This window comes from Nonomuraea candida (assembly GCF_000725485.1).
GTDB lineage: Bacteria > Actinomycetota > Actinomycetes > Streptosporangiales > Streptosporangiaceae > Nonomuraea > Nonomuraea candida.
The window spans coordinates 13,098-36,168 of record NZ_JOAG01000061.1; the positions used below are offsets into that span (position 1 = coordinate 13,098).

18 protein-coding genes and 1 pseudogene are annotated in these 23,071 nt (G+C 73.8%); 13 read left to right on the top strand and 6 right to left on the bottom strand.

The features are described 5' to 3' along the window. Positions 1 to 175: 175 nt before the first annotated feature. Positions 176 to 1,147, bottom strand: coding sequence for a GlxA family transcriptional regulator (locus IO39_RS39260; RefSeq protein ID WP_043635144.1), 972 nt, complete (start codon positions 1,145 to 1,147; stop codon positions 176 to 178). Positions 1,148 to 1,328: 181 nt separating this feature from the next. Here IO39_RS39260 and IO39_RS39265 point away from each other — a divergent pair, with 181 nt between their 5' ends. Beyond that, positions 1,329 to 1,835 carry a DUF6010 family protein gene (locus tag IO39_RS39265; protein ID WP_084774273.1) on the top strand — a complete coding sequence of 169 codons (507 nt, stop codon included), beginning with the start codon at positions 1,329 to 1,331 and terminating at the stop codon, positions 1,833 to 1,835. A gap of 30 nt (positions 1,836 to 1,865) precedes the next feature. Beyond that, positions 1,866 to 2,381: a P-loop NTPase family protein gene (locus IO39_RS39270; RefSeq protein WP_211267332.1), complete on the top strand. Its 516-nt coding sequence runs from the start codon at positions 1,866 to 1,868 to the stop codon at positions 2,379 to 2,381. 124 nt (positions 2,382 to 2,505) lie between these two features. Here IO39_RS39270 and IO39_RS39275 read toward each other — a convergent pair whose 3' ends face one another. Together IO39_RS39275 and dnaE are read right to left on the bottom strand one after the other, a co-directional pair. Then, positions 2,506 to 2,820 (bottom strand): DUF6300 family protein, encoded by a 315-nt coding sequence (locus IO39_RS39275; protein ID WP_043635148.1) that lies wholly within the window; start codon positions 2,818 to 2,820, stop codon positions 2,506 to 2,508. Further along, a pseudogene (gene dnaE / locus IO39_RS39280) lies at positions 2,817 to 6,409 on the bottom strand (DNA polymerase III subunit alpha). Before dnaE ends, IO39_RS39275 begins: the two are co-directional and overlap by 4 nt. Positions 6,410 to 6,430: 21 nt before the next feature. Between dnaE and IO39_RS39285 the strand changes: the two are divergent. From IO39_RS39285 to IO39_RS39310, 7 genes are all read left to right on the top strand, one after another. After that, positions 6,431 to 7,414: a LysR family transcriptional regulator gene (locus IO39_RS39285; protein ID WP_052423943.1), complete on the top strand. Its 984-nt coding sequence runs from the start codon at positions 6,431 to 6,433 to the stop codon at positions 7,412 to 7,414. Between the two features lie 67 nt (positions 7,415 to 7,481). Then, entirely contained in the window at positions 7,482 to 8,315 is an 834-nt protein-coding gene (locus IO39_RS39290; RefSeq protein WP_043635152.1) for an SAM-dependent methyltransferase, read from the top strand. A 27-nt stretch (positions 8,316 to 8,342) separates the two neighbouring features. Continuing rightward, positions 8,343 to 9,377, top strand: a complete 1,035-nt coding sequence (locus tag IO39_RS39295; protein WP_052423944.1) for a methyltransferase — start codon at positions 8,343 to 8,345, stop codon at positions 9,375 to 9,377. Between the two features lie 123 nt (positions 9,378 to 9,500). Beyond that, a complete protein-coding gene (locus IO39_RS39300) occupies positions 9,501 to 11,921 on the top strand; it encodes a bifunctional SulP family inorganic anion transporter/carbonic anhydrase (RefSeq protein ID WP_245642539.1) in 2,421 nt (806 codons plus the stop codon). Between the two features lie 478 nt (positions 11,922 to 12,399). Then, positions 12,400 to 12,543 carry a hypothetical protein gene (locus IO39_RS57055; RefSeq protein ID WP_211267333.1) on the top strand — a complete coding sequence of 48 codons (144 nt, stop codon included), beginning with the start codon at positions 12,400 to 12,402 and terminating at the stop codon, positions 12,541 to 12,543. 460 nt (positions 12,544 to 13,003) lie between these two features. Next, positions 13,004 to 14,578, top strand: a complete 1,575-nt coding sequence (locus IO39_RS39305; RefSeq protein ID WP_043635232.1) for a DHA2 family efflux MFS transporter permease subunit — start codon at positions 13,004 to 13,006, stop codon at positions 14,576 to 14,578. 106 nt (positions 14,579 to 14,684) lie between these two features. Then, positions 14,685 to 15,539: an aldo/keto reductase gene (locus tag IO39_RS39310; protein WP_043635156.1), complete on the top strand. Its 855-nt coding sequence runs from the start codon at positions 14,685 to 14,687 to the stop codon at positions 15,537 to 15,539. A 19-nt stretch (positions 15,540 to 15,558) separates the two neighbouring features. Here IO39_RS39310 and IO39_RS39315 read toward each other — a convergent pair whose 3' ends face one another. Together IO39_RS39315 and IO39_RS59230 are read right to left on the bottom strand one after the other, a co-directional pair. Continuing rightward, positions 15,559 to 16,605: a site-specific integrase gene (locus IO39_RS39315; RefSeq protein WP_043635159.1), complete on the bottom strand. Its 1,047-nt coding sequence runs from the start codon at positions 16,603 to 16,605 to the stop codon at positions 15,559 to 15,561. A gap of 2 nt (positions 16,606 to 16,607) precedes the next feature. After that, entirely contained in the window at positions 16,608 to 16,736 is a 129-nt protein-coding gene (locus IO39_RS59230) for a hypothetical protein (protein ID WP_281200358.1), read from the bottom strand. A gap of 152 nt (positions 16,737 to 16,888) precedes the next feature. On the opposite strand from IO39_RS59230, the gene IO39_RS39325 reads away from it, so the two are divergent. The 3 genes from IO39_RS39325 to IO39_RS59235 all read left to right on the top strand — a co-directional run bounded on the left by IO39_RS39325 (position 16,889) and on the right by IO39_RS59235 (position 18,291). After that, positions 16,889 to 17,275 (top strand): GntR family transcriptional regulator, encoded by a 387-nt coding sequence (locus IO39_RS39325; protein WP_043635164.1) that lies wholly within the window; start codon positions 16,889 to 16,891, stop codon positions 17,273 to 17,275. A gap of 145 nt (positions 17,276 to 17,420) precedes the next feature. Continuing rightward, entirely contained in the window at positions 17,421 to 17,585 is a 165-nt protein-coding gene (locus IO39_RS56315) for a hypothetical protein (RefSeq protein ID WP_211267336.1), read from the top strand. Positions 17,586 to 17,724: 139 nt separating this feature from the next. Beyond that, entirely contained in the window at positions 17,725 to 18,291 is a 567-nt protein-coding gene (locus tag IO39_RS59235) for a calcium-binding protein (protein WP_052423945.1), read from the top strand. 53 nt (positions 18,292 to 18,344) lie between these two features. Here IO39_RS59235 and IO39_RS39335 read toward each other — a convergent pair whose 3' ends face one another. Next, positions 18,345 to 19,490, bottom strand: coding sequence for a serine hydrolase domain-containing protein (locus IO39_RS39335; RefSeq protein ID WP_043635166.1), 1,146 nt, complete (start codon positions 19,488 to 19,490; stop codon positions 18,345 to 18,347). 194 nt (positions 19,491 to 19,684) lie between these two features. Here IO39_RS39335 and IO39_RS59240 point away from each other — a divergent pair, with 194 nt between their 5' ends. Then, positions 19,685 to 23,029: an AfsR/SARP family transcriptional regulator gene (locus tag IO39_RS59240; RefSeq protein ID WP_043635169.1), complete on the top strand. Its 3,345-nt coding sequence runs from the start codon at positions 19,685 to 19,687 to the stop codon at positions 23,027 to 23,029. The last annotated feature ends 42 nt before the right edge of the window (positions 23,030 to 23,071 follow it).

A 23,071-nucleotide genomic window follows, 5' to 3' on the forward strand; every position in this document is an offset into this window, starting at 1 on the left:
CGGATGAGCCGTCCGGGTCGGACCTTCCCTCTGGTCCGGCCCGGACCTGCGCGCCCGCCCCTTCCCGAACCCCAGCCCCCCGGATGCCTGCCCTCCCGGACCCCGGCCCTCCCTGCCCCCTGCCCTCCCTGCCCCCTGCCCTCCGCGCCGTCCGCCCGAGCCCGCGCACCCTTCCTCAGTTCCGGGCGCCGCCCGCACGAGGGCCGGCGGATCTGAAGGAGGCGCGGTAGGACTGCGGCGTGACCCCGGCGACGCGCTTGAAGCGCTCGCGGAAGGCGGTGGCCGAGCCGAACCCGGACTCGGCCGCGACCCGTTCCACCCCGTGATCGGTGTTCTCCAGCAGGAACTGCGCCCGGCGCACCCGGGCCCGCAGCAGCCACTGCAGCGGCGTGGTGCCGGTCTGCTCGCGGAAGCGGCGGCTGAACGTGCGCTCGCTCAGCCCGCTGCGCGCGGCCAGCTCCGCCAGCGTGATCTCCTCGGCGAGGTGCTCCTCGATCCACGCCAGCACCGGCTCCAGCAGCGAGCCCCGGGGCACCGGCGGCAGGGCGTGGCTGATGAACTGCGCCTGCCCGCCCTCCCGTTCCAGCGGCACCACCGACAGCCGGGCGGAGTCGGCGGCCACGGCCGAGCCGAAGTCGCGGCGGATGAGGTGCAGGCACAGGTCCAGCCCCGCCGCCGCCCCGGCCGAGGTGAGGATCTGGCCGTTGTCGACGTACAGCACGTCCGGCCGCACGTCGATCAGCGGGTACGCCTCGGCCAGCCGCCGCGCCGCCGCCCAGTGGGTGGTGGCGCTCAGCCCGTCCAGCAGGCCGGCCGCGGCGAGGGTGAAGGCCCCCACGCAGATGGAGGCGATCCTGGTGCCGCCGACCGCCGCCGCGCGCAGGGCCGCGAGCACCTCCGGGTCGGGCGGCGCGGCCGGTTCCGAGCGGCCCGGCACGATGACGGTGTCGGCCTCGCGCAGCGCCTCCAGCCCGTACGGGGCGACGATCGTGAACGCCTCGCCGGTCACCTGCGGCGTCCGCGCGCACACCCGGACCCGGTACGGACAGCGCCCGTCGGCGAGGGCGGCCCGCCCGAACACCTCGACCGGCGTGGCCAGGTCGGCCGGCACCACGTGGTCCTGGGCCAGGACGGCGATCGTGTGCATGAGTGACACCGTAGCGGCCATCCGCCCCGCCCGAGAGCCGGCGTCTGCGAGAGGGCCGGTGGCGGGAACCCGTGGGAAATTGTCGGTTCAGCCCATGGGGCGGCGGCGGACGGCCGTCCTAGTCTGGCGCGGCCCCCCTCTTCTGTCCCCTTCACGTTTCGCAGAACGGTACGCCGCACTCATGTCCATTCTCATGCCGATCCTGATCGGCCTGATCGCCGTCACCCTCATCTCCCTGATCCCCGAGCCGCACCGGCGCACGGTCAACGCCGTGATCGTGGCCGGCGCGGGCGCCGCCTACCTCAGCGGCGGCGCGCTCGGCTACGCGGAGTTCGTGCTGCCGATCGTCATGACGTACGTCGCCTACCGGGGGCTGACCAGCTATGCCTGGATCGGCGTCGGCTGGCTGCTGCACACCGTGTGGGACGTCATCCACCACCTCAAGGGCGCCCCGATCCTGCCCTTCGCCGAGCACTCCTCGTTCGGCTGCGCCATCTGCGACCCGGTGATCGCGCTGTGGTGCTTCGCGGGCGGGCCCTCCGTCATCGGCTGGATCCGCGCCCGCTTCTCCCGCCGGCCCGCGACCCCAGCCCCCTCCGGCAGGGAGACCACCCCCGGCCCGGAGACCACGTCCGCCGGGCCGTCCGGCACGGAGGCCACGTCCGCCGGGCCGTCCGCCGCCGGGTAGGCCCTCCTGCCCCGCGGCTACCATCGACCGGTGGAAGATCGACGGGACCTCGGCCCCTTGCGGTTGCTGGCGGGCGCGCCGGGCGCCGGCAAGACGACCCTGCTCCCCCACCTCCTGCGGGCGGCGGACGGCCTGGTCGTGATGGACATGGACGAGCTGCTCGAAGACGGCGCGCTGCTCGGGATCCCGATCGCCGAGCCGGCGGCCGCCCCCGTGTGGCCGGCCTATGACCGGTTGTGGGGGCGCGTCGTGACGATGGTGCGCCGGGCGGGCCATCCGGTGCTGCTGCTCTGCCCGATCCCCGACGCCGATGAGCTGGCCCCCGGCGCGCGGTGGGACGGGCCGGTGCGCTGGGCCCTGCTGGACTGCCCGGACGAGGAGCGGCTCCGCCGGTTGCGGGAGCGCGGCGCGCCGGCGGAGTGGATCGGCGGCGCGGTGGCGGACGCGGCGCAGGGGCGCGCGCTGATCCCGACCGTGTTCGACTCGGTGGCGGGCGAGCCCCGCGCCGAGCTGGCGGCCCGGGTCCTGGCCTGGGCCCGCGCCTGACGACCGGCGCCTCACCATCAGCGCCTGACGACCAGCGCCTCACGACCTGCCCTTCGGCCGGAGGCCCAACGGCTGGCGCTGACGGCCGACGGCCGACGGACTGGAACGGTCGGAGGTCGTGGAGTCACAGGTCGCCGCGGTGCCAGGACTCGGTTTCGGCCCGCAGGGCGTCCTCGTCGGGCCGGGGCGGGCGGGCGTGGGTGATCCAGTGGCGCAGCAGCCGGGCGAGGGCGGCGGCGTGCGGGGGCCGTACCGTGCCGTGGACGGCGAAGTACGTGACGATCGGCCCCGCGACCGGGTCGTCCGCGTCGCAGCGGGCGCAGACCAGCACCTCGCCGACCCCCCGGACGGGCCGGCCCGCGGCGTTGGTCCAGGTGTGCGGGAGCCGCAGGACGGCGAGCACCTCGCCGGTGCGGCACCGCGGGCAGGCGCCGGTCATGACCCGCCGACCGCCGCCGCCCCCAGCAGCGCCTTGATGTCGCCGTAGAAGGCCGGGCCGGGCGTGACCTGGAAGGGCGCGAGGTCGAGCAGCAGGTGCGCGGCGTGGAAGCGGTGCAGGTGCACGTGTACGGGGGCGCGCCCCGGGTGGGCGGTGAGGATCTGCCGGAACTCCCTGACCAGGCGCGGGCTCAGCTGGCTCTCCTGGAGCGAGATGACCACGGGCTGCTCGGCGCCCGCGGCCGTCAGGTCGAGCGGCACGACCTCCTCGCCGTACACGCTGAGCGTCTCGTCGCGCACGTTGATCCGGCCCCGCACCGCGATCACGCGGTCCTCGGCCAGGGTCTCGCCGTAGAGCGCGTACGTCTTGGGGAAGATCAGGCACTCCACGGCGGCGTCGTGGTCCTCGACGGTGACGATCGCCCACGGGCTGCCCTGTTTGGTCACCTTGCGCTGCAGGCCGGAGATGATGCCGCTGACCCTGACCGGCCCCCGTCCTGGCGGCCCGAGGCCAGCAGGTCGGCGATCGTGGTGTCGCGGTTGGCGTCGAGAACGCGTTCGGCGCCGTCGAGGGGGTGGCTGGAGACGTACAGGCCGAGCATCTCGCGTTCGAAGGCGAGCAGGGTCGCCTTGTCCCACTCCCCCTCGGGGACGGCGATCGAGAAGGCGCCGGTGTGGCCGGGCTCGCCGAAGAGCGTGTCCTGGCCGTGGGCCTCGTTGCGCTTGACGTCGATGATGGTGTCGATGGCCTGCTCGTGCACCGCCACCAGGGCCTTGCGGTGGTGTCCGAGGCCGTCGAAGGCGCCGGCCTTGGCCAGGGACTCGATGACGCGCTTGTTGCAGACGATCGGCGGGACCTTGGCCAGGAAGTCGTCGAAGTCGGTGTAGGGGCCCTTGGCCTCGCGGGCGGCGACGATGGCGTCCACGACGTTGGCGCCGACGTTGCGCACGGCGCCGAGGCCGAAGCGGATGTCGGCGCCGACGGCGGCGAAGTCGAGCCGGCTGGCGTTGACGTCGGGCGGCAGCACCTTGATGCCCAGGCGGCGGCAGTCGGACAGGTAGACGGCCATCTTGTCCTTGTCGTCGCCGACCGAGGTGAGCAGCGCGGCCAGGTATTCGCAGGGGTGGTTGGCCTTGAGGTAGGCCGTCCAGTAGGAGACGAGGCCGTACCCGGCGGTGTGCGACTTGTTGAAGCCGTACCCGCTGAAGGGCACCAGCACGTCCCAGACCGCCTTGATCGCCTCGTCGGAGAAGCCGCGCCCGCGCATGCCGGACGAGAAGCGGTCCCACTCGGCGTCCAGGACCTCCTTCTTCTTCTTGCCCATGGCCCTGCGCAGCATGTCGGCGCCGCCGAGGCTGTAGCCGGCGAGCTGCTGGGCGATGGCCATCACCTGCTCCTGGAAGACGACCAGGTGGTAGGTGTCGCCGAGGATGGGTTCGAGCGCCTGCTCCAGCTCGGGGTGGATCGGCTCGGTGGGCTGTTTGCCGGTCTTGCGCAGCGCGTAGCTGGTGTGGGCGTTCATCTCCATCGGGCCGGGACGGTACAACGCCGACACGGCCGCGATGTCGGTGAACTCGGTGGGCTGCATGAGCCTGAGCAGGGTGCGCATGCCGCCGCCGTCGAGCTGGAAGACGCCGAGCGTGTCGCCGCGGGCCAGCAGCTCGTACGTCCTGGCGTCGTCGAGCGGCACGTCCAGGATGTCGATGTCGAGGCCCTTGTTGGCGCGGACGTTGGCGATCGCGTCGCCGATGACGGTGAGGTTGCGCAGGCCGAGGAAGTCCATCTTCAGCAGGCCCATGTCCTCGGCCTGGGTGAAGGGGAAGCCGGTGATGACGGGGCCGTCGGCCTTGGGCCTGGCCAGCGGGATCACGTCGATCAGCGGCTCGCTGGACAGGATGACGCCGGCGGCGTGCACGCCGGTGCCCCTGGTCAGGCCCTCGATGCCGATCGCGGTGTCGATGACGCGCCTGACGTCGGGGTCCTGCTCGTACATGGCGCGCAGCTCGGCCGCCTCGCCGTGTCGGGGGTGGCCCTGGTCGTGGATGGCGGACAGGGGGATCTCCTTGCCGCCGACCGCGGCGGGGAACGCCTTGGTGATGCGGTCGCCCACGGCGTACGGCAGGCCGAGGACGCGGCAGGAGTCCTTGACGGCGGCCTTGGCCTTGATGGTGCTGAACGTGACGATCTGGCAGACGCGGTCCTCGCCGTACCTGCGGGTGACGTAGTCGATCATCTCGTCGCGCCGCCGGTCGTCGAAGTCGAGGTCCACGTCCGGCATGGTGATGCGCTCGGGGTTGAGGAAGCGTTCGAAGATGAGCTTGTGCTCGATGGGGTCGAGCTGGGTGATGCCGGTGCAGTACGCGACCATCGACCCGGTGGCCGAGCCGCGCCCCGGGCCCAGGCCGATGCCGTGCTCCCGGGCGTACCGGCAGATGTCGGCGACGACCAGGAAGTAGCCGGGGAAGCCCATGGCGTCGATGACCGACAGCTCGTAGTCGATGCGGTCGAGCACCTCCTGCGGCGGGTCGCCGCCGTAGCGGCGGCGCGCCCCCGCGAGGGTCTCCTTGCGCAGCCAGCTCGACTCGCTCTCGCCGCCGGGGACGGGGAAGCGCGGGGTCAGGTCGCGGTGGGCGAACACCTCGCCGTAGTCGCCGACCCGTTCGGCGATCAGCAGCGTGTTGTCGCACGCGCCGGGCACCTCGGCGTCCCACAGCGCCCGCATCTCGGCGGCCGGTTTGACGTAGTAGCCGCTGCCGCCGAAGCGGAACCGGTCGGCGTCGGCCAGCCGCTTGCCGGTGCCCACGCACAGCAGCGCGTCGTGCGCGGCGGCCTGGTCCTCGGTGACGTAGTGGGAGTCGTTGGTGGCCAGCGGCGGCAGTCCGAGCCGCCGGCCCAGGCGCAGCAGGTCGTCGCGGACCCGGCGCTCGATGGGCAGGCCGTGGTCCATCAGCTCCAGGTAGTAGTTGTCCGCGCCGAAGATGTCGCGGTAGCGGGCGGCGGCCTCGACGGCCCGGTCGTACTGGCCGAGGCGCAGCCGGGTCTGCACCTCGCCGGACGGGCAGCCGGTGGTGGCGATGATCCCCCGGCCGTGCTCGGCGAGCAGCTCGTCGTCCATGCGGGGATATTTCTGTACGTGCCCCTCCAGCCAGGCGCGCGACTGGAGGCGGAACAGGTTGCGCAGCCCGCCGGCGTCGGCCGCCCACATGGTCATGTGCGTGTAGAGGCCCCGGCCGGAGACGTCGCCGCCCTCGCCGGTCTCGTCGTTGGAGCGGCGCAGGGCCGGGTTGTCGCTGTAGTAGACGGGCTGCCGGTGGCGCCGGGAGGCGGGGGCGACGTACGCCTCGATGCCGATGACCGGCTTGACGCCCGCCTTGCGCGCCGACTGGTAGAACTCGTACGCCCCGTGCACGTTGCCGTGGTCGCTCATCGCCACGGCGGGCATGCCCTGCCGGGCCACCTCGTCCATCAGCAGGCCGACCTTGGCGGCCCCGTCGAGCATGCTGTACTCGGTGTGCACGTGCAGATGGACGAAGGAACCCACCGGCTGATCACTCCTGTCGGTTGTAAGCTCTGGGGCGGCCCGCGTCATTCGATCCGAGAGCAGGTGGGGTTGTCCAACAATCGACACGCCGACAAACCACAACCGCCGGTTGTCCAAGAAGGCGAGGCGGACCTGGATCTCGGCACGGTCCGCGCCTTCGTCGCCGTCACCGAGGAGCGTTACTTCAGCGAGGCCGCGATCCGGCTGGGGATCAGCCAGCAGGCCGTCTCGAAGCGGATCGCGCGGCTGGAGTCCGACCTCGGCCTGAGGTTGTTCTCCCGCTCCCGCAACGGGGCCAAGCCGACCGAGGACGGCCGGGCGTTCCTGCCGCACGCCCGCGCCCTCATCGGCCTGGCCGACCAGGCGCGGGAGGCGCTGCGCGGCCGGCGGCGGGCGCTGCGGGTGGACGTGCTGGACACCCGGCTGGCCTCCATCGAGCTGGTCAGGGCCTTCCACGGGCAGAGCGAGGGCGTGGACGTCGAGATCGTCACCTCCAACGGGCTGCGGACCGCCCGCGACTCGCTCGCCCGCGGCTCCGTGGACGCCGCCTTCTGCCGGGCCGCCGGCGACCTGGAGGGCCTGCGCCGCGTGCCCGCCTACCTCGAACCGGTGCACCTGCTCACCGGCCGCGACCATCCGCTGGCCGGGCGGCGGTCCGTACGGATGGCGGAGCTGGCCGGATCGGTGGCGTGGATGCCCGGCAACGCGCCCGACAGCGAATGGGCCGAGTTCTACCGCCTGCTCGGCGCCGAGTTCGGCATCGAGATGGACACCTCGGGGCCCGACTTCGGCTGGGAGCACTTCGTCGCCGAGGTCGCCGCGGGCCGCGGGGTGAGCCTGGTGGGCGCGACGCTGCGGCTGCCCTGGCATCCCGGCACCGTGCAGATCCCGCTGGTCGAGCCGGTGCCCGTCTATCCGTGCTCGCTGCTGTTCCACCGGCACAACCGGCATCCGGTGCTGGAGGCGCTCGTCCGGTTCGTCGCGGCCGGCCACCGTCCCTTCGACCCGGAACGGCAGTGGCTGCCCGAGCCCGACCGGGCCGCGTTCCGCTAGAGCAGCGGAGAAGATCACAAAAAGACGGGGTTTACCCGTATGATCCCGTCGAGGCGAGGAGGCAGGCATGGCGGACGAGCACGTTCCCCAGGGCATCGACCCGACGGTGCCGAGTGTCGCACGGATGTACGACTACTACCTGGGCGGCAAGGACAACTTCCGCGCCGACCGGGAGGCGGCCGAGCAGATCGTGCGGATCGCCCGCGAGAGCGGCTCCGACGTGCGGGAGATCGCCAGGGCCAACCGGGGCTTCCTCATCCGCGCCGTGCGCCACGTCGCCGAGGCCGGCGTGCGGCAGTTCCTCGACATCGGCACCGGCCTGCCGACCCAGGACAACGTGCACCAGGTGGTGCAGCGCGTCGCGCCGGAGTCGAAGGTCGTCTACGTCGACAACGACCCGATCGTGCTGGTCCACGCCCAAGCCCTGCTCGCCGACAACCCCGGCACCTTCGTGGTCGAGGGCGACCTGCGCCGGCCCGGCGACATCCTCAAGGCCGCGGCCGCGCACCTCGACTTCGACCGGCCCGTCGCGATCGTGGTGGCCGCCGTCCTGCACTTCGTCCAGGACGACGACGAGGTGGCGCGGATCGTCTCGACCCTGCGCGACGCGCTGGCGCCCGGCGGCTACCTGGCCTTGTCGCACGGCTACATCGAGCCGGAGGCCGGCGACCCCGGCCGGATCGACGAGGCGCGCGGCGTCTACCGGCGCTCGGCCTCGGGCTCGATCGCCTGGCGCGACCGGGAGACCGTGCGGGGTTACTTCGACGGGCTGGAGCTGCTGGAGCCGGGGATCGTACCGGCCCAGGAGTGGCACAACGACGACCCGTACGTACCGCCCGAGCTGGCCAAGGGCGGCGTGCTGGCCGGCGTCGGCCGCCTGCCCGGCCCCGCCTCCTCCTGACGCCCGCCCACCGAAAGGGGCTTCGCGATGCCGAGCGAGACCAGCGACCCGCCGACGGACGGCGGCGACAGGGACGCCACCCGGTTCCTCATCGACGAAGCGCTCGGATACGTCTACGCCGGCGCGCTGCGGGCCGCCGCCGCGATCGGCGTGGCCGACCGGCTGGCGGACGGGCCGCTCACCGTGGCCGAGCTGGCCGGGCGCACCGGAGTGCACGCGGACGGCCTGCGCCGGGTGCTGCGCGTCCTGGCCACCCGCGGCGTCTTCGAGGAGCTGCCCGACGGGCGGTTCGGCCTGACCGCCGTCGGCCGGTCGCTGCGCTCGGACGCCGCCCTGTCGGCGCGCCCGTCCGTCCTCATGCTCACCGACCCGACGTTGTGGCGGCCGTGCGGCGAGGTGGAGCTGTCCCTGCGGCGGGGCGGCTCGGTGTTCGAGGACATCTTCGGCATGTCGTTCTTCGAGTACATCGCCAGGAACGAGCAGACCGCCGCCGCCTTCCACACCGGCATGGCCGCCTTCTCCGACCAGGAGAACGAGGTCATCGCCGGCGTCTGCGAGCTGCCCGCGTCCGGCGTCGTGGTCGACGTCGGCGGCGGCCACGGCGGCTTCCTGCTGGAGGTGCTGCGCCGCAACCCCGGCCTGGAGGGCGTGCTGCTGGACGAGGAGCACGTGGTGGCCGGGCACCGGCTCGACGTCGCGGAGGTCAAGGGCCGCTGGCGGCTCGCGCCCGGCGACTTCTTCACCGAGGTGCCCGCCGGGGACGTCCACGTCGTCAAGCGCATCCTGCACGACTGGGACGACGAGCACTGCGTCACCATCCTGCGCAACTGCCGGCGGGCGCTGGCCCCCGGCGGCCGCATCCTCGTCATCGACGCGGTCATCCCGCCCGGCAACGAGCCCCACCAGGCCAAGGCCGTGGACATGATGCTGATGACGGCCTTCCCCGGACGGGAGCGCACCGAGGGCGAGTTCGCGGAGCTGCTCGCCGCGGCCGGGCTGCGGCCGGCGCGGATCGTACCGACCGGAACGGTCGTCTCGATCGTCGAGGCCACCCGGGCCTGACCCCACCCCGCGCGGGCCGAACGCCGACAGCGAACAGCCGTCGGCGCGCATCGCGGATGACCTTTCGCGCCTCGCCGCGCCAGTAAGGTTTGCCGCATGAAATCCACTACGGAGAGTATCCTCATGAGGACTCTCAGATACGATCTCCCAGCCTCGCTGGTGGTCTTCCTGGTCGCGGTGCCCCTCTCCCTGGGCATCGCCCTGGCCGCCGGCGCGCCGCTGGCCTCGGGCCTGATCGCCGCCGCCGCGGGCGGGATCATCGCGGGCTGGCTGGGCGGCTCGCCCGTCGTGGTGAGCGGGCCGACCGCGAGCCTGACCCTGGTGATCGCGGGCCTGGTGCACACCTACGGCTGGCGCGCCACCTGCCTGATCACGATCATGGCCGGCGCCCTCCAGGTGCTGCTCGGCGCGTTCAAGGCGGCGCGGGCCGCGCTGGCCGTCTCCCCCGCGGTCGTGCACGGCATGCTGGCCGGCGTCGGCATCATCATCGCGCTGGCCCAGCTCCACGTGGTGCTGGGCGGCAGTCCCCAGCACTCCGCGCTGGCCAACCTGATCCAGCTGCCGGGGCAGATCATCGACATGCACGGCCACAAGGTCATGGTGGGCGTGCTCACCGTCTCGGTGCTGCTGGTCTGGGACCGGCTGCCCAAGCCCGTCAGGGCCGTCCCGGCGCCGCTGGCGGCGCTGCTGGTGGCCGCCTGCACCGCGGGGCTGTTCGGCTGGAACGTCACCCGCATCGACCTGTCCGGCGCGATCACCTCCTGGACGCCGCCGGAGGTCCCGCAGGGCGACTGGCACCACGTCGCCGCCGGGGTGCTGCTGGTGGCGCTGCTGGCCGGGGCGGAGTCGCTGCTGTGCTGCGTGGCCACCGACGGCATGCACACCGGCCGCCGCGCCGACCTCGACAGGGAGCTGACCGGGCAGGGCGCGGCCAACATGGTCAGCGGCCTGCTGGGCGGGCTGCCGGTGGCCGGCGTGATCGTGCGCAGCACCACCAACGTACGCGCGGGCGCGCGCAGCCAGTGCGCGGCCATCCTGCACGGCGTCTGGGTGCTACTGTTCGCGCTCTGCCTGGGCTGGGCCATCAAGCTGATCTCGATGGAGGCGCTGGCCGCCCTGCTGGTCTTCATCGGCCTCAGAACGATCAGCCTCGGCCATGTCAGGAAGGTGCACGGCCACAACGAGGTGCCCGTCTACGCGGTGACCCTGGCCGGGGTGGTCCTGGTGGGGCTGGCCGAGGGCGTGCTGGCCGGGCTCGCCCTGGCCGCGCTGCTGGCGCTGCGGCGGCTGACCCGGGTGACGGTCGACAAGCGCGAGGAGCCCGACGGGCGCGTGCACGCCACCGTCTCCGGCTCGCTCACCTTCCTCGGCGTGCCCCGCCTGACCCAGGAACTGCGCGCCATCCCGGCGGGCACCACCGTGGACCTCGACCTGAACATCGACTTCATGGACAACGCCGCCTTCGAGGCCCTGCACAACTGGCGGCTGGACCACGAGCGCCTCGGCGGCACGATCAGGATCGACGAGCTGCACGACGAGTGGTACACCGTGGCGGCCAGCGGCGCCCGCATGTCCCCGGCCAAGAGCCCGCCCAAGCCGTCCGGGCGCTGGTGGCTGCCCTGGACCCACCGCCGCCGTCCCGGCTCCGCCGCGACCGCCGTCGAATGCCGGCTCACGCAGGGCGCCGACGAGTTCCACCGGCGTACGGCGCCGCTGGTGCGGCCCATCTTCACCGAGCTGGCCCGCAAGCAGCAGCCCACCCACCTGTTCATCACCTGCGCCGACTCGCGCATCATGCCCAGCCTGATCACCTCCAGCGGCCCGGGCGACCTGTTCACCGTCCGCAACGTCGGCAACCTGGTGCCGCGCGCCGGGTCCGACCCCGGCGACGACTCGGTCGCCGCCGCCATCGAATACGCCACCCGCGTGCTTGGCGTCCACACCATCACGGTCTGCGGCCACTCCGGCTGCGGCGCGATGGCCGCGCTGCTCAGCGGCCCGGCGGCCACGACCGATCTGCCCCAGCTGCACCGCTGGCTCCGGCACGGCGACGCGAGCCTCACCCGGCTCGACGCGGCCCGCGCCGGCGCCGCCACCCTGCCCCGGCCCGGCGAGGGAGCCGGCGGCACCCACGGCGCCGACGGTCCCTCTGCTCAGGGGGATGCCGAGGCCATGCTGGACCTGCTCTGCCGTCAGAACGTCCAGCAGCAGCTCGAGAACCTCAAGACCTACCGCAGAGTCAACGAGCAGGTGGAAGCCGGGCGGCTGAAACTGGTCGGGCTCTACTTCGACATCGCCGCCGCGCAGGTGCACGTGGTGCCACCCGCCACCGACCTCCTCGGGACCGCCGACCTCCCCAGGACCGCCGACCTCTCCAGGACTGCCGGCCTCACCAAGACAGACGGCCTCCCGGGGACGGGCGACCTCCAACGGACGAACGATCTTCCCGAGACAGGCGATCTTCCCGGAACGGATGATCTCCCCGGGACCGATGATCTCCCCGGGACGGATGCCTCCGTCCCTCCTGAACCGAGCCGCTCATGACCGGCCGCCCGCTCCCGCACTGACGCACGGAGCCCCACGCGCCGGACCGTGAGACCGACGGACCCCCCGTCCCCGGACCTGAGCGCGAGGCCGACAGACCCGGACCCCGAGCGCAGGTCCCACAGGCGGCGTCTCCCACAGGAGCGAGGCGACAGGCCACGGCCTCATGCCGGACCACACGGCCCACAGGCCACGGCCCTGGACCTGACTGGAGCGCAAGACCGGCAGGCCACGGCTCCAGGCCCGCGCGGAGCACCACTCCGCCGGAGCGCATGTTCGTCACGATCCTCGCCCGCCCGTCCCCCGCGTCGCACAGCGCACCTCGGGCGGGTCTCGACGCCCCCCGCCGGTCCGCGTCCATCGGCTGGGCGGGAAGCCGAGCACAGGGTTCACGGGGTCGGACCGCCGGCCGCACGGCGGGGCTCGCCGTAAGTCAATGTTTTGACATAGGGGCGGGAAAACGCCTAGTCTGCACGGCATGCCCGTTTTCAGCGTGTCCGTTCAGGACCACGACCGCGTGATTCCCGCGCTCGTGCCCGCGCTGCATGCCCTCACCGACGGGCAGCAGGACGCCTTGGGCTCCGTGCTCGGCGCCCTGAAGGCTTCCACCCGGCGGCACTGACCCGCCACCCCACCCCGACGACGCTGACCCGCCACCTCGCCCGACGGCCCGATCCGCCGCCGCTGGCAGGCGGTCCCGATCCGCAGCCTCTGGCGGCCGGCTTCGAGCGTCACGCCTGACCGGCGGCCGGTCACAAGCCGTCACCGCTCCCGGGCGGGCGGGCGCTTCTGCCCGGCGGCCGGTCCGAGCATCACGTCCGCCCGGCGGGCTGTCTCGAACCGTCACTTCTGCCGGCAGGCGGATCTGAGCCGTCGTTTCTTCCCGGTGGCCGGTCCCCAGCGTCACGTCCGCCCGGCAGGGCGTCCCGAGCCGTCAATTCTGTGGCGGGCGGGCCTGAGCCGTCGTCTGTGTGCGATGGCAGCGGCCCGCCTCCTTCGCACGGCAGCGGCGCGACCCCGGCGCCCGGCGCCCGGCGCGCCCATGATCCCCCATGTCCTCCTCTCACAGACAAGGCACCTTCATGCCCTCCACCACCGTGGAAGATCCGGCCCTGCCCGCGCACGCCCCGCCGGGCAGGCGGGCCAACGCCTGGCTGACGCTGATCGCCGTCGCGATCGGCCTGTTCATGGTCAACCTCGACGGCTCCGTCGTGGCGATCGCCAACCCCGAGATCGGCCGGGAGCTGCACGCCTCCACCGCCGACCTCCAGTGGGTCACGAACTCCTACCTGCTCGCCATGGCCGCCCTGCTGATCCTCGGCGGCAAGCTCGGCGACCGGTTCGGGCGGCGTACGTACTACCTGATCGGCACGGCCGGGTTCACCGCCGCCTCGGTCGCGATCGGCGTGGCCGGGTCGATCGAGGGCGTGATCGCCTTCCGGGCGGCGCAGGGCGTCTTCGCCGCGCTGCTGATCCCGAACACGCTCGGCCTGCTGCGCGCGGTCTTCCCGCCGCGGAGGTTCGGCATGGCGGTGGGCCTGTGGGCCATGGTGGCCTCGTGCTCCACCGCGCTCGGGCCGATCGTCGGCGGGCTGCTCATCGAGCACGTCAACTGGGAGTCGGTCTTCCTCATCAACCTGCCCATCGGCCTGATCGGCGTGGTCGTCAGCGCGCTGGTGCTGCCGCAGAGCAGGAACTCCACCGGCCACCACCGCTTCGACCTGCCCGGCGTGATCCTGCTCGCGATCGGCCTGGTCGTGCTGGTCTTCGGCGTGATCAAGGGCGAGACCTGGGGCTGGACGTCCGGCGGCACGCTGGGCGCGCTCGCGGCGGGCGTGCTGGTCCTGCTCGTCTTCGGCTGGTACGAGACCCGCCAGGCCCACCCGCTGCTGCCCATGCGGCTCTTCCGCAGCCCCGCGCTGACCGTCGGCGCGATCGTCACCGCGATCAACTTCTTCGTGCTGCTCGGCGTGGTCTTCTTCCTGATGCTGTACCTGCAGAACGTGCGCGGCTTCACGCCCGTCGAGGCCGGCGTGCGCACGCTGCCGCTGAGCCTGGCCACCGTGGTCGCCTCGCCGCTGGGCGCGGCGCTGACCGGCCGGTTCGGCGCCCGCTTCGCCATGCCGCTCGGCATGGCGCTGCAGGCCGCCGCCTCCTTCTGGATGCTCACCTGGGACGCGCACTCGTCCTACGCCGCCATGTGGCCGCCGTTCCTCGCGCTCGGACTGGGGGTCGGCATGGTGATGTCGGCCTCGTCCGACGCGATCGTGGGCAACGCGCCCGCCAGGGACGCCGGGGTGGCCGGCGGGCTGCAGGCCACGGCGCTGCAGATCGGCGGCGCGCTGGGCACGTCCGTGCTGGTCTCGCTGGTCAGCGCCCGGGTCGGGGCGACGCTCGGCGGCGAGCTGGCCCGCGCGGGCGTCCCGGACGGGACGGCGGCCGGGCTCGCGCACGCCACCGACGCGGTGGCCATGGGCGTCTCCCCCGTCCGGGACGGCATGGCCGGGCAGGTCGCGGCGGCCGTGGCCGAGGGCAGCGGCAACGCGTTCATGAACGGGGTGCACACGGCGGTGCTGGTCACCGGGGTGCTCTGCGTCGTGGGCGGGCTCCTCGCCGCCGCCGGCCTCCCCCGCCGGAACGCGGGCGCTCCGCGTTGACCTCAAGCGCACGCCGGCGCTTCGCGTCGACCTGGAACACACCCGCAAGCTCCGCGTTGACCTGGAGCCCACTCCAGCGGGCAGGCTTGGTCCCATGCAGGAACCCATGAGAACGCGCACCATCGGCGGACGTCAGGTCGGGGCCATCGGGCTCGGGGCCATGCCCATGTCGGTGGCCGGGCACATGCCGGACGAGGCGCAGTCGATCCGTACCATCCACGCGGCCCTGGACGCCGGCATCACCCTGATCGACACGGCCGACGCCTACACGCCCTCCCACGAGGACGTCGGCCACAACGAGCGCCTGGTCGCCAAGGCGCTGTCCACCTGGGGTGGCGACGCCGCCGCCGTGCTGGTGGCAACCAAGGGCGGGCACATCCGCCTCCCCGACGGCTGGGACGTGGACGGCCGGCCGTCGTACCTCAAGGAGGCCTGCGACCGGTCGCTGAAGGCGCTCGGCGTGGACAGCATCGGCCTCTACCAGCACCACCGCCCCGACCCGAAGGTCCCCTACGAGGAGACCATCGGCGCGCTGAAGGAGCTGCACGACGCCGGCAAGATCCAGATGGCCGGCATCTCGAACGCCGGCCCCGGCCAGATCAGGCTGGCCCACTCCATCCTGGGCGAGCGCCTGGTGAGCGTGCAGAACGAGTACTCGCCGCGCTTCCGCTCCAGCGAGCCCGAGATCGACGTGTGCGCCGAGCTCGGGCTGGCCTTCCTGCCGTGGTCGCCGCTGGGCGGCATCGGCCGCACCGGCGAGCTGCGCGAGCGCAACGCCGCCTTCACCGAGATCGCCGCCGCGCACGGCGTCTCGCCGCAGCAGGTCTGCCTGGCCTGGGAGCTGGCCCGCAGCCCGGTGGTCATCCCGATCCCCGGCGCGAGCCGCCCCGAGACCATCGCCGACTCGGCCGCCGCCGCCACGCTGGAGCTGAGCGAGGAAGAGCTGGCCCGGCTCCGGTAGGGACAGCCCTGCACGGGGGTCAGGTGGCCTGGTCGCGCAGCAGCTCGGTGACGGTGGTGGCGCGCATCATGTGCGGGTCCAGCAGCTCCGCCCGCCGCCTGGGGATGCCGCCGGCCAGGGCCGCGGCGGTGAGCGCCGCCCGCAGCCACGGCACGTCCACCGGGCGGCCGTCGGCCCGCCTGATCAGCGGCTCCCCGGCGGTCCTCATGGCCGACAGCGTACGCAGCAGCGGCCGGGCCGGCGGCGGCACCGGGAAGGCGACCAGGTCGCCGCGGCCGTCGTGCACGGTGACGATGGCCGGCTCGCCCGCCGTCACGGCCCGCAGGTCCTGGAGGGTCAGCCCGGCCAGGGCGGTGGCGGGCGCGCCGGTGGCGTCCAGCAGCGCGACGGCCGCGGCCTCGGCGGGCCTGCCCTCGGCCGCCAGCCGGGCGATCCCGAGCCGCAGCAGCCGCCGGTCCTCCCGGGTCAGCGTCCGGGCGTCGCGGGCCGGGGCCGGGCGCGAGACGGGGGTGCGGTCGTGCCGTACGACGCCGCTGCGCCAGGCGAAGGTGTAGAACGACGACAGCACGGCGCGTTTCCTGGCCACGGTCGCCCTGGCCAGCGGCTTGCCGGGGTTGCGCACGCCGATGGTGAGCGCGCCCGCCAGCGCCGCCTCGCAGTAGGCGTCGAGATGGGCGCCGGTGACGGCGAGCGGTTCGAGCTCCGGCTCCACGGTGCGCAGCCAGCGCAGGAACGAGGCCAGCACCTGGAGGCGGGCCTGCCGGGTGGCCGGGGAGCGCTTGTCCAGCAGCCAGGCGGCCACCGTACGGCGGGCCGGCGCGGCCAGCGCGTCCACCAGGTCCACGTCCGCGCCCGGCACCTCGCCCCCGTCGCCGGGACGGCGGCGCGGGCGCAGCCCGCCGATCCGCCCGACACTGAGCGCCTCGGGCTCCACGGCCTCCCCCTGACCCTGGTTCTCGCCGATCCGGCCGCTCTCAGCGGTGCTCTGGACCTCCTCCGCCGTCAGCACCTCGGCCCGCAGGCGCGCGGTCGAGGACGGCAGGTGTGAGTCGTCTGTTCTGGTCATGCTCAGCACTCGGCCTCGCCCGCCCGCGCGGCGCCGAGCAGCCCCGGCCGCGTCATGGACGTCACGGAGGTGTCGATGGCCGTCGCGCGGGCGGAAGCGCCCCGGCGGCCCGGGCCAGGCAGTCCAGTCATGATCTCGATCTTCTCACGGAGCGGCCCTCCGCCGCCCCCATATCGGACGGCGATCGCCAATGCCGCGATCGTCATCAACCCTCCGCCGAAGTGTATATAGTGCACATATACAGTAAGGATTCCGGTTCGATGGCCGCGCGAAAGGGTCAGAGATGCGCATAGTGATCTCCAACACCTCCGGCGTGCCCATCTACGAACAGATCAAGCAGCAGGTCATCGCCGCGATCCAGACCGGCGACCTGCCGGCCGGCGCGCCGCTGCCGTCGTTGCGGGCCCTGGCCAGAGACCTGCGGGTGAGCGTCATCACGACCACCCGGGCCTACAACGACCTGGCGCGCGACGGGTTCATCACCAACGTGCACGGCAAGGGCAGCTTCGTGCTGCCGCGCAGCCCCGAACTGGTGCGCGAGCAACTGCTGCGCGAGGTCGAGGAGAGCCTGACCGCGGCGCTGCGGCACGCCCGCCGGGCCGGCCTGACGAGGGACGAGGTGATCGAGATCCTCGACCAGCTTCTCCGACTTCCCGAGGAGGGACAGTGACGACCACGCGGAACGCCGTCGAGATCCGCGGCCTGACCAAGCGATTCGCCGGCTTCTGCCTCGACGGGGTGGACCTGGTGCTGCCGCCCGGCTACATCATGGGCCTGGCCGGCCCCAACGGCGCGGGCAAGACGACCCTCATCAAGTGCCTGTTGGGGATGTGGTCGCCGCCGCCCTGGCCCGCGAGGACGCCCCGCCCACGCACGTGGCCGTGGTGTGGCGCACGGCGGGCGCCACGGCGCGCATCCGCGCCTTCGCCCAGGCCGCGGCCGACGCCGTCCGCGCCAACGGCGGCCCCGCCCGCTTCTGACCGGAGAGCGCCTCCCGCCACACGCGCCCCGGGACAACCGGCGAGTACGCGCCGCCGGTGCGTCCTTTTACGAGGTGCCGGAGAGGAGGCTCCCCCAGAGTGTTCCGGGGCCCGGACACACCATCGAGGGGGAACCACAATGTTCAGCACCAGCAAGGGCCGTCGCCTGCTCAGAACCGCGGGCACGGCACTGGGGGCCGCCACCGTCCTGTTCACCGGCGCCGTGGCGCTGGCCGGACCGGCGTCGGCGGCCACCGTCACCGCGCAGCTCGACAGCGGCAGGATCCTGGTCAACGGCAGCCCGGCGGACGACGGCATCACGATCACGCTCAACAGCGCGGGAACCGTGGTGACCATCGCCAACACGCTCGGCTCGGTCGCCGCCGGCGCCGGCTGCACGCGGGCGGCGGGCGAGGCGCGCTGCCCGACCGGCGGCATCACCCGGGTCGAGGTGTTCGCGGGGGACGGCATCGACGCGATCCGCAACGACACCAGGCTGCCGAGCACGCTCTCCGGCGACAACGGCGTGGACACCGTCAACGGTGGCACCGCGGCCGACACCCTGTTCGGCGGGTTCGGCGACGACACGCTCAACGGCGGCTCGGGCAACGACCGCCTGATCGGCAGCATCGGCACCGACACGCTCAACGGCGGAGCCGACACCGACCGCTGCGACGGCGAAGTCGAGAGCGGCTGCGAGCTGTAGGGAGCCCGCGCGGGCCGCCTCCGCCGGAAGGACCGGCGGGGGCGGCTCGCCGTTCACGCGCCGACGGAGACGCCGAACTCCGCTTCGATGATCTCGAACATGATGTCCCAGGTCTTCCACTCGGTGTTGGTGTGCACGGCCACGGTGCGCCGGCTCTCCGGCTCGCTCACCGTGAAGAACCAGGTCCCCCAGAGGCTGCCGCCCGCGCCGCGCAGCGTCCGGCCGCCCGTCATCCGGCGGTCGAGCTCGAACATGCCCAGGCCGTACCGGGCGTGCGGGATCCAGTGACCGCCCTCGGTGGAGACCGTGGTCCACATCTGCCGGTGCTGCTCGGGCGGCAGCAGGGTGCCGCCGGCCATCGCCTCGACGAAGCGGATCATGTCACTGGAGGTGGAGACGACGTTGCCGGCCGACCAGGCCCAGGAGGAGTTGAACTCGGTCACGTCCAGGGGCGGGAGGCCCGGCTCCTCGATCATCGACTCCCAGTTCTCCGGGGTGACCGCCGCCAGGTCGGTGCCGTCCTTGTAGAACAGGTTCGAGTACAGGCGCGGGTGCGGATCGGGGTAGCCGGTCTCCCGCTCGGGGCGCACGCGGGTGTGGGTCAGGCCGAGCGGCCGGGTGATCCGGCGTTCGACCTCCTCGGCGTAGCTGTTGCCGGTGATCCGCTCGATGATCGCGCCGGCGATGTGGAAGCCGCCGTTGGAGTACTCGAAGCGCTCGCCCGGCGCGCCGACCGGCGGCTGGGACACCGCGATCCGCAGCAGTTCCTCGGTGCCGAAGGTGTCGAAGCGGTTCTGGCGGAAGGCGGAGCGGGTGGCGTAGCGGTGGGCCACCTCCGGCGCCAGGCCGGTCGAGAACAGGCCGCTGGTGTTGCTGAGCAGGTGCCTGACGGTGATCTTGTCGCCGTCGTAGCCGTTGACGTCCAGCACGCCGGGCAGCCATCTGTTCACCGGGTCGTCGAGGTTCAGCCGGCCGTCGGCCTCCAGGCCCAGCAGCACGGCGGCGGTGAAGGACTTGCCGCTGCTGCCGGCGTGCACGTGCTCCCCGGGCCGGCGCGGGGCCCCGGTCTCCAGGTCGGCCACGCCCGCGGTGCCGAACCAGGTCCGGTCGCCGTCCTTGACCTCGGCGACGATGCCGGGGACGCCGACCTCGGTCACCGCCCGGTCGAGCACCTGCTGCAGTTTCTCGTGCGCGGTCATTTGCGCTGCCTTTCGAGAGGATGTCTTGCGTACGCCCTTCACGGTGCCGGGCGGCTCTGACAGGCGGCTTATAACGATCTTCCAGCCCTGCCGTGCCGGGGTGAGCGGATTGTCAGGGAGCGCTCCGGACCCGCCCCGACCAGCGGAGACGCGCCCGTGCTTGATCGGTTCCGCCGCCCGTTAGCCTGGTGCGCATGCGGATTGAGCTGCTGGGGCCGGTCCGGGCCCGGGCCGACGACGGCACGCCGATCGAGCTCGGCGGCACCAGGGTCCGCGCGCTGCTGGCCAGGCTGGCCCTGGCCGGGGGCGAGGTGGTGCCGGTCGACTCGCTGCTCGGCAGCCTGTGGGAGGAGGAGCGGCCGCACGGCGAGGGCGTCAACGCGCTGCACGCGCTGGTGCACCGGCTCCGCAGGGCGCTGGGCACGCCCGCGACCGGGCCGGAAACCGGGGCGGCGTCTCGGGCCGGCGCAGGGTCTCGGGCCGGCGCAGGGTCTCGGGCCGGCGCAGGGTCTCGGGCCGGCGCAGGGTCTCGGGCCGGCGCAGTGACCGGGGCACGGGCCGAGACAGGAGACGGGGCGGGGGCGGGGAACGGGCTCGTCGAGACGGTGGGCGGCGGCTATCGCCTGCGCGTGCCCGCCGAGCACATCGACGCCGTCCGGTTCGAGGAGCTGGCCAGGCGGGGCCGTCACGAGCTGGCCGCGGGCGACGCGCCCCGGGCCGCCGCCCTGCTGCGCGACGCGCTGGCGATGTGGCGCGGCGACGCGCTGGCCGACGTACGCGACCTCCCGTTCGCCGGCACGGCCGGCGCGCGCCTCGACGAGCTGCGCGCCGGGGCGGCGGAGGACCGGTTCGAGGCGGAGCTGCGCCTGGGCCGCCACGGCGAGATCCTGGCCGACGTGGAGGCGGCGGCCGCCGCGCATCCGCTGCGGGAACGCCTGGCCGGGCTGCGCATGCGGGCCCTGCACGCGGCGGGCCGCCGGTCCGCCGCGCTGGCCGTGTTCGAGGAGGTCCGCGGCACGCTCGCCGAGGAGTTGGGCGTCGATCCCTCCGAGGAGCTGCGCAGGACGCACCTGGCCGTGTTACGGGGTGAGCCGGAGACCCTCCAGGCCGCCGGCGCGCCACCGGAGGTGGCACGGGGCCGGCTGCCGGCGCCGCTGACCAGTTTCGTCGGCCGGGAGGAGGAGCTGAGGTCGCTGGCCGGACTGCTGGAGACCGCCCGGCTGGTCACCGTCGTGGGGCCCGGCGGCGTGGGCAAGACCCGGCTGGCCGTGGAGGCGGCGGGCCGGCACCGGGCCCATGCCCGCGGCCGGGTCTGGCTGGTCCCGCTGGCCGGGGTGCGCACGGCCGGCGGGCTGCCGGAGGCGGTGCTGGGCGCGCTCTCCGTCACGGACGCCCAACCGGCCGGCACGCCGCTGGAGCGGGTGGCCGAGCTGCTCGCCGGCGGCGAGGGCGTGCTGGTGCTGGACAACTGCGAGCAGATCGCCGGGCCCGTCGCGGAGTTCGCCGGCCGGCTGCTGGAGCGCCGGCCGCACCTGAGGGTGCTGGCCACGAGCCGGGAGCCGCTGGACGTCATGGGTGAGGCGCTGTGCCGCCTGGGCCCGCTCGGCCTGCCGCCGGCCGGCGCCGACGCCGCCCGCGCCCGCGAGTCGGCCGCGGTGCTGCTGTTCCTCGACCGGGCGGCGGCCGTGCAGCCCGGCTTCGTGCTGGACGCGGCCACGGCCGGGCCGGTGGTGGACGTCGTACGCCGGCTGGACGGGCTGCCGCTGGCCCTGGAGCTGGCGGCGGCGCGGCTGCGCACCATGGACGCCGCCCAGGTCGCGCGGCGGCTGGACGACCGCTTCCGGCTGCTCACCACCGGCAACAGGACCGCCCAGCCCCGCCAGCAGACCCTCCACGCGGTCATCGAGTGGAGCTGGGAGCTCCTCACCGATCAGGAGCGGACGCTGGCCCGCCGGATGTCGGTGTTCCCGGCGCGTACCGGGAGCGCGGCGATCGAGGCGGTCTGCGCGGACGGGACGCTTCCCCCGGACGAGGTCGCGCACGTCCTCGACTCCCTGGTGGACAAGTCCATCGTGGAGCGCTCCGGTGACGGTTACCGGATGCTGGAGAGCATCCGGGCCCACGCGGCGGGCAAGCTCCCGCTCGCCGGGGAGCACGAGAGCGTCCTGCGCGGCTTCGTCCGGCACTTCGCCGGCCTGGCCGGGGAGCACGAGCCGCTGCTGCGCTCGGGCCGGCAGCTGGAGTCGCTGCGGCTGTTCCAGGCCGAGTACGACAACCTGCTGCACGCCCTGGACACGGCCGTCGACGGCGGCGACGCCGAGACCGCGGCCCGGCTGCTCGCCCCGCTGTACTGGTACTGGGTCATGCACCGCTACGACGCGCGGGCCGAGACGTACATCGCCCGGGTGGCCGGGTTCGGCGACGCGCTGCCCGCCGCCGCCCGGGCCGCGTTCACCGCGATCCACCTGGTCGGCGTCGCGGGCGGCCCGATCACCGACCCCGGCCGGCTGCGCGTGATCGTCGACGACTGCGCCCGCACGGGCGCGCTGCGGCGCTATCCGATGCTGCTGACCACGGTGCTGGTGATGGCGGCCGTGCTCGGCGTGGCCGAGCTGGACGAGCTGGCCGACCGGGAGATCGCCCGCGTGCGCGGCGGCTCCGACCGCTGGGCGATCGCCTGCACCTTCATGATCGAGGCCATCCGCCACCGCGAGCGGGGCGACCGGGAGGGCTGCGCGGGCGCGATGACGGCGGCGCTGCACGCGTTCGAGGAGACCGGCGACCGGTGGTGGACGGCCAAGACGCTGTACGGACTGGCCCAGCTGCACGCCGTCGCGGGCGACCACGACCGGGCGATCGGCGCCTACGAGCGCAGCATCGCTTTCGCCACCGGCCTCGGCTCGCAGGACGAGGTCTCGACCCGGCTCGGGCTGGCCACCGAACGCATGCGCGCCGGCGACCTGGACGGGGCCCGGCGCGACCTGGAGACCGCCGAGCGGGCGGTTCTGGAGCGCGGGCAGCCGCTGCTGGAGTTCGAGGTCCTGGGCGTCCTGGCCGAGCTGCACCGCCGCCGCGGCCAGGTCGAACGGGCCGAGCGGGCGCTCGACCGGATGGCGGCCGTCGCCCGCGAGCTGCTCCTGCCGGCGGAGGCCACCGACAACCGGCTGCTGCCCGCCCGGATGGCCAACCTGCTCACCGCCGGGGACACCATGCGCGCCCGCGAGCTGCTGCCCCACGCCGTGCGCGCGGCGCAGGCCAACATGGACGCCCCCGTCGCCGCGCAGCTCCTGGCCAGGCTCCAGTTCCTGGAGGGCGACCCGGCGGGCGCGGCCGTCTCGCTCGGCCTGAGCCAGGCCCTGCGCGGCGGCTTCGACCACGGCGACGCCGAGCTGCGCGCGCTGGCCGAGTCTCTCGCGGGGCGGCTCGGCCGGGCCGGCTACGCCGGCGCGTACCGGCGGGGCGCCGGCCTGACCCCGCACGAGGCGGCGGCGCGGCTGGCGGAGCTGTGCCTGCGGGAGCAGGAGAGACCGGCTCGGTGACGCTCCGGCCGGCGCGTGGCGGTGCCGGCCAGGCCGCCGCCG

What these genes read in the sequence shown, in the direction of transcription:
- IO39_RS39335 (WP_043635166.1), bottom strand. Translation starts at nt 19,490, where the DNA reads ATGACCGCGCACGAGAAACTGCAGCAGGTGCTCGACCGGGCGGTGACC.
- IO39_RS39325 (WP_043635164.1), top strand. Translation starts at nt 16,889, where the DNA reads ATGCGCATAGTGATCTCCAACACCTCCGGCGTGCCCATCTACGAACAG.
- IO39_RS39310 (WP_043635156.1), top strand. Translation starts at nt 14,685, where the DNA reads ATGAGAACGCGCACCATCGGCGGACGTCAGGTCGGGGCCATCGGGCTC.
- IO39_RS57055 (WP_211267333.1), top strand. Translation starts at nt 12,400, where the DNA reads ATGCCCGTTTTCAGCGTGTCCGTTCAGGACCACGACCGCGTGATTCCC.
- IO39_RS59235 (WP_052423945.1), top strand. Translation starts at nt 17,725, where the DNA reads ATGTTCAGCACCAGCAAGGGCCGTCGCCTGCTCAGAACCGCGGGCACG.
- IO39_RS39290 (WP_043635152.1), top strand. Translation starts at nt 7,482, where the DNA reads ATGGCGGACGAGCACGTTCCCCAGGGCATCGACCCGACGGTGCCGAGT.
- IO39_RS59230 (WP_281200358.1), bottom strand. Translation starts at nt 16,736, where the DNA reads ATGACTGGACTGCCTGGCCCGGGCCGCCGGGGCGCTTCCGCCCGCGCG.
- IO39_RS39260 (WP_043635144.1), bottom strand. Translation starts at nt 1,147, where the DNA reads ATGCACACGATCGCCGTCCTGGCCCAGGACCACGTGGTGCCGGCCGAC.
- IO39_RS39275 (WP_043635148.1), bottom strand. Translation starts at nt 2,820, where the DNA reads ATGACCGGCGCCTGCCCGCGGTGCCGCACCGGCGAGGTGCTCGCCGTC.
- IO39_RS59240 (WP_043635169.1), top strand. Translation starts at nt 19,685, where the DNA reads ATGCGGATTGAGCTGCTGGGGCCGGTCCGGGCCCGGGCCGACGACGGC.
- IO39_RS39265 (WP_084774273.1), top strand. Translation starts at nt 1,329, where the DNA reads ATGTCCATTCTCATGCCGATCCTGATCGGCCTGATCGCCGTCACCCTC.
- IO39_RS39315 (WP_043635159.1), bottom strand. Translation starts at nt 16,605, where the DNA reads ATGACCAGAACAGACGACTCACACCTGCCGTCCTCGACCGCGCGCCTG.
- IO39_RS39305 (WP_043635232.1), top strand. Translation starts at nt 13,004, where the DNA reads ATGCCCTCCACCACCGTGGAAGATCCGGCCCTGCCCGCGCACGCCCCG.
- IO39_RS39300 (WP_245642539.1), top strand. Translation starts at nt 9,501, where the DNA reads ATGAGGACTCTCAGATACGATCTCCCAGCCTCGCTGGTGGTCTTCCTG.
- IO39_RS39295 (WP_052423944.1), top strand. Translation starts at nt 8,343, where the DNA reads ATGCCGAGCGAGACCAGCGACCCGCCGACGGACGGCGGCGACAGGGAC.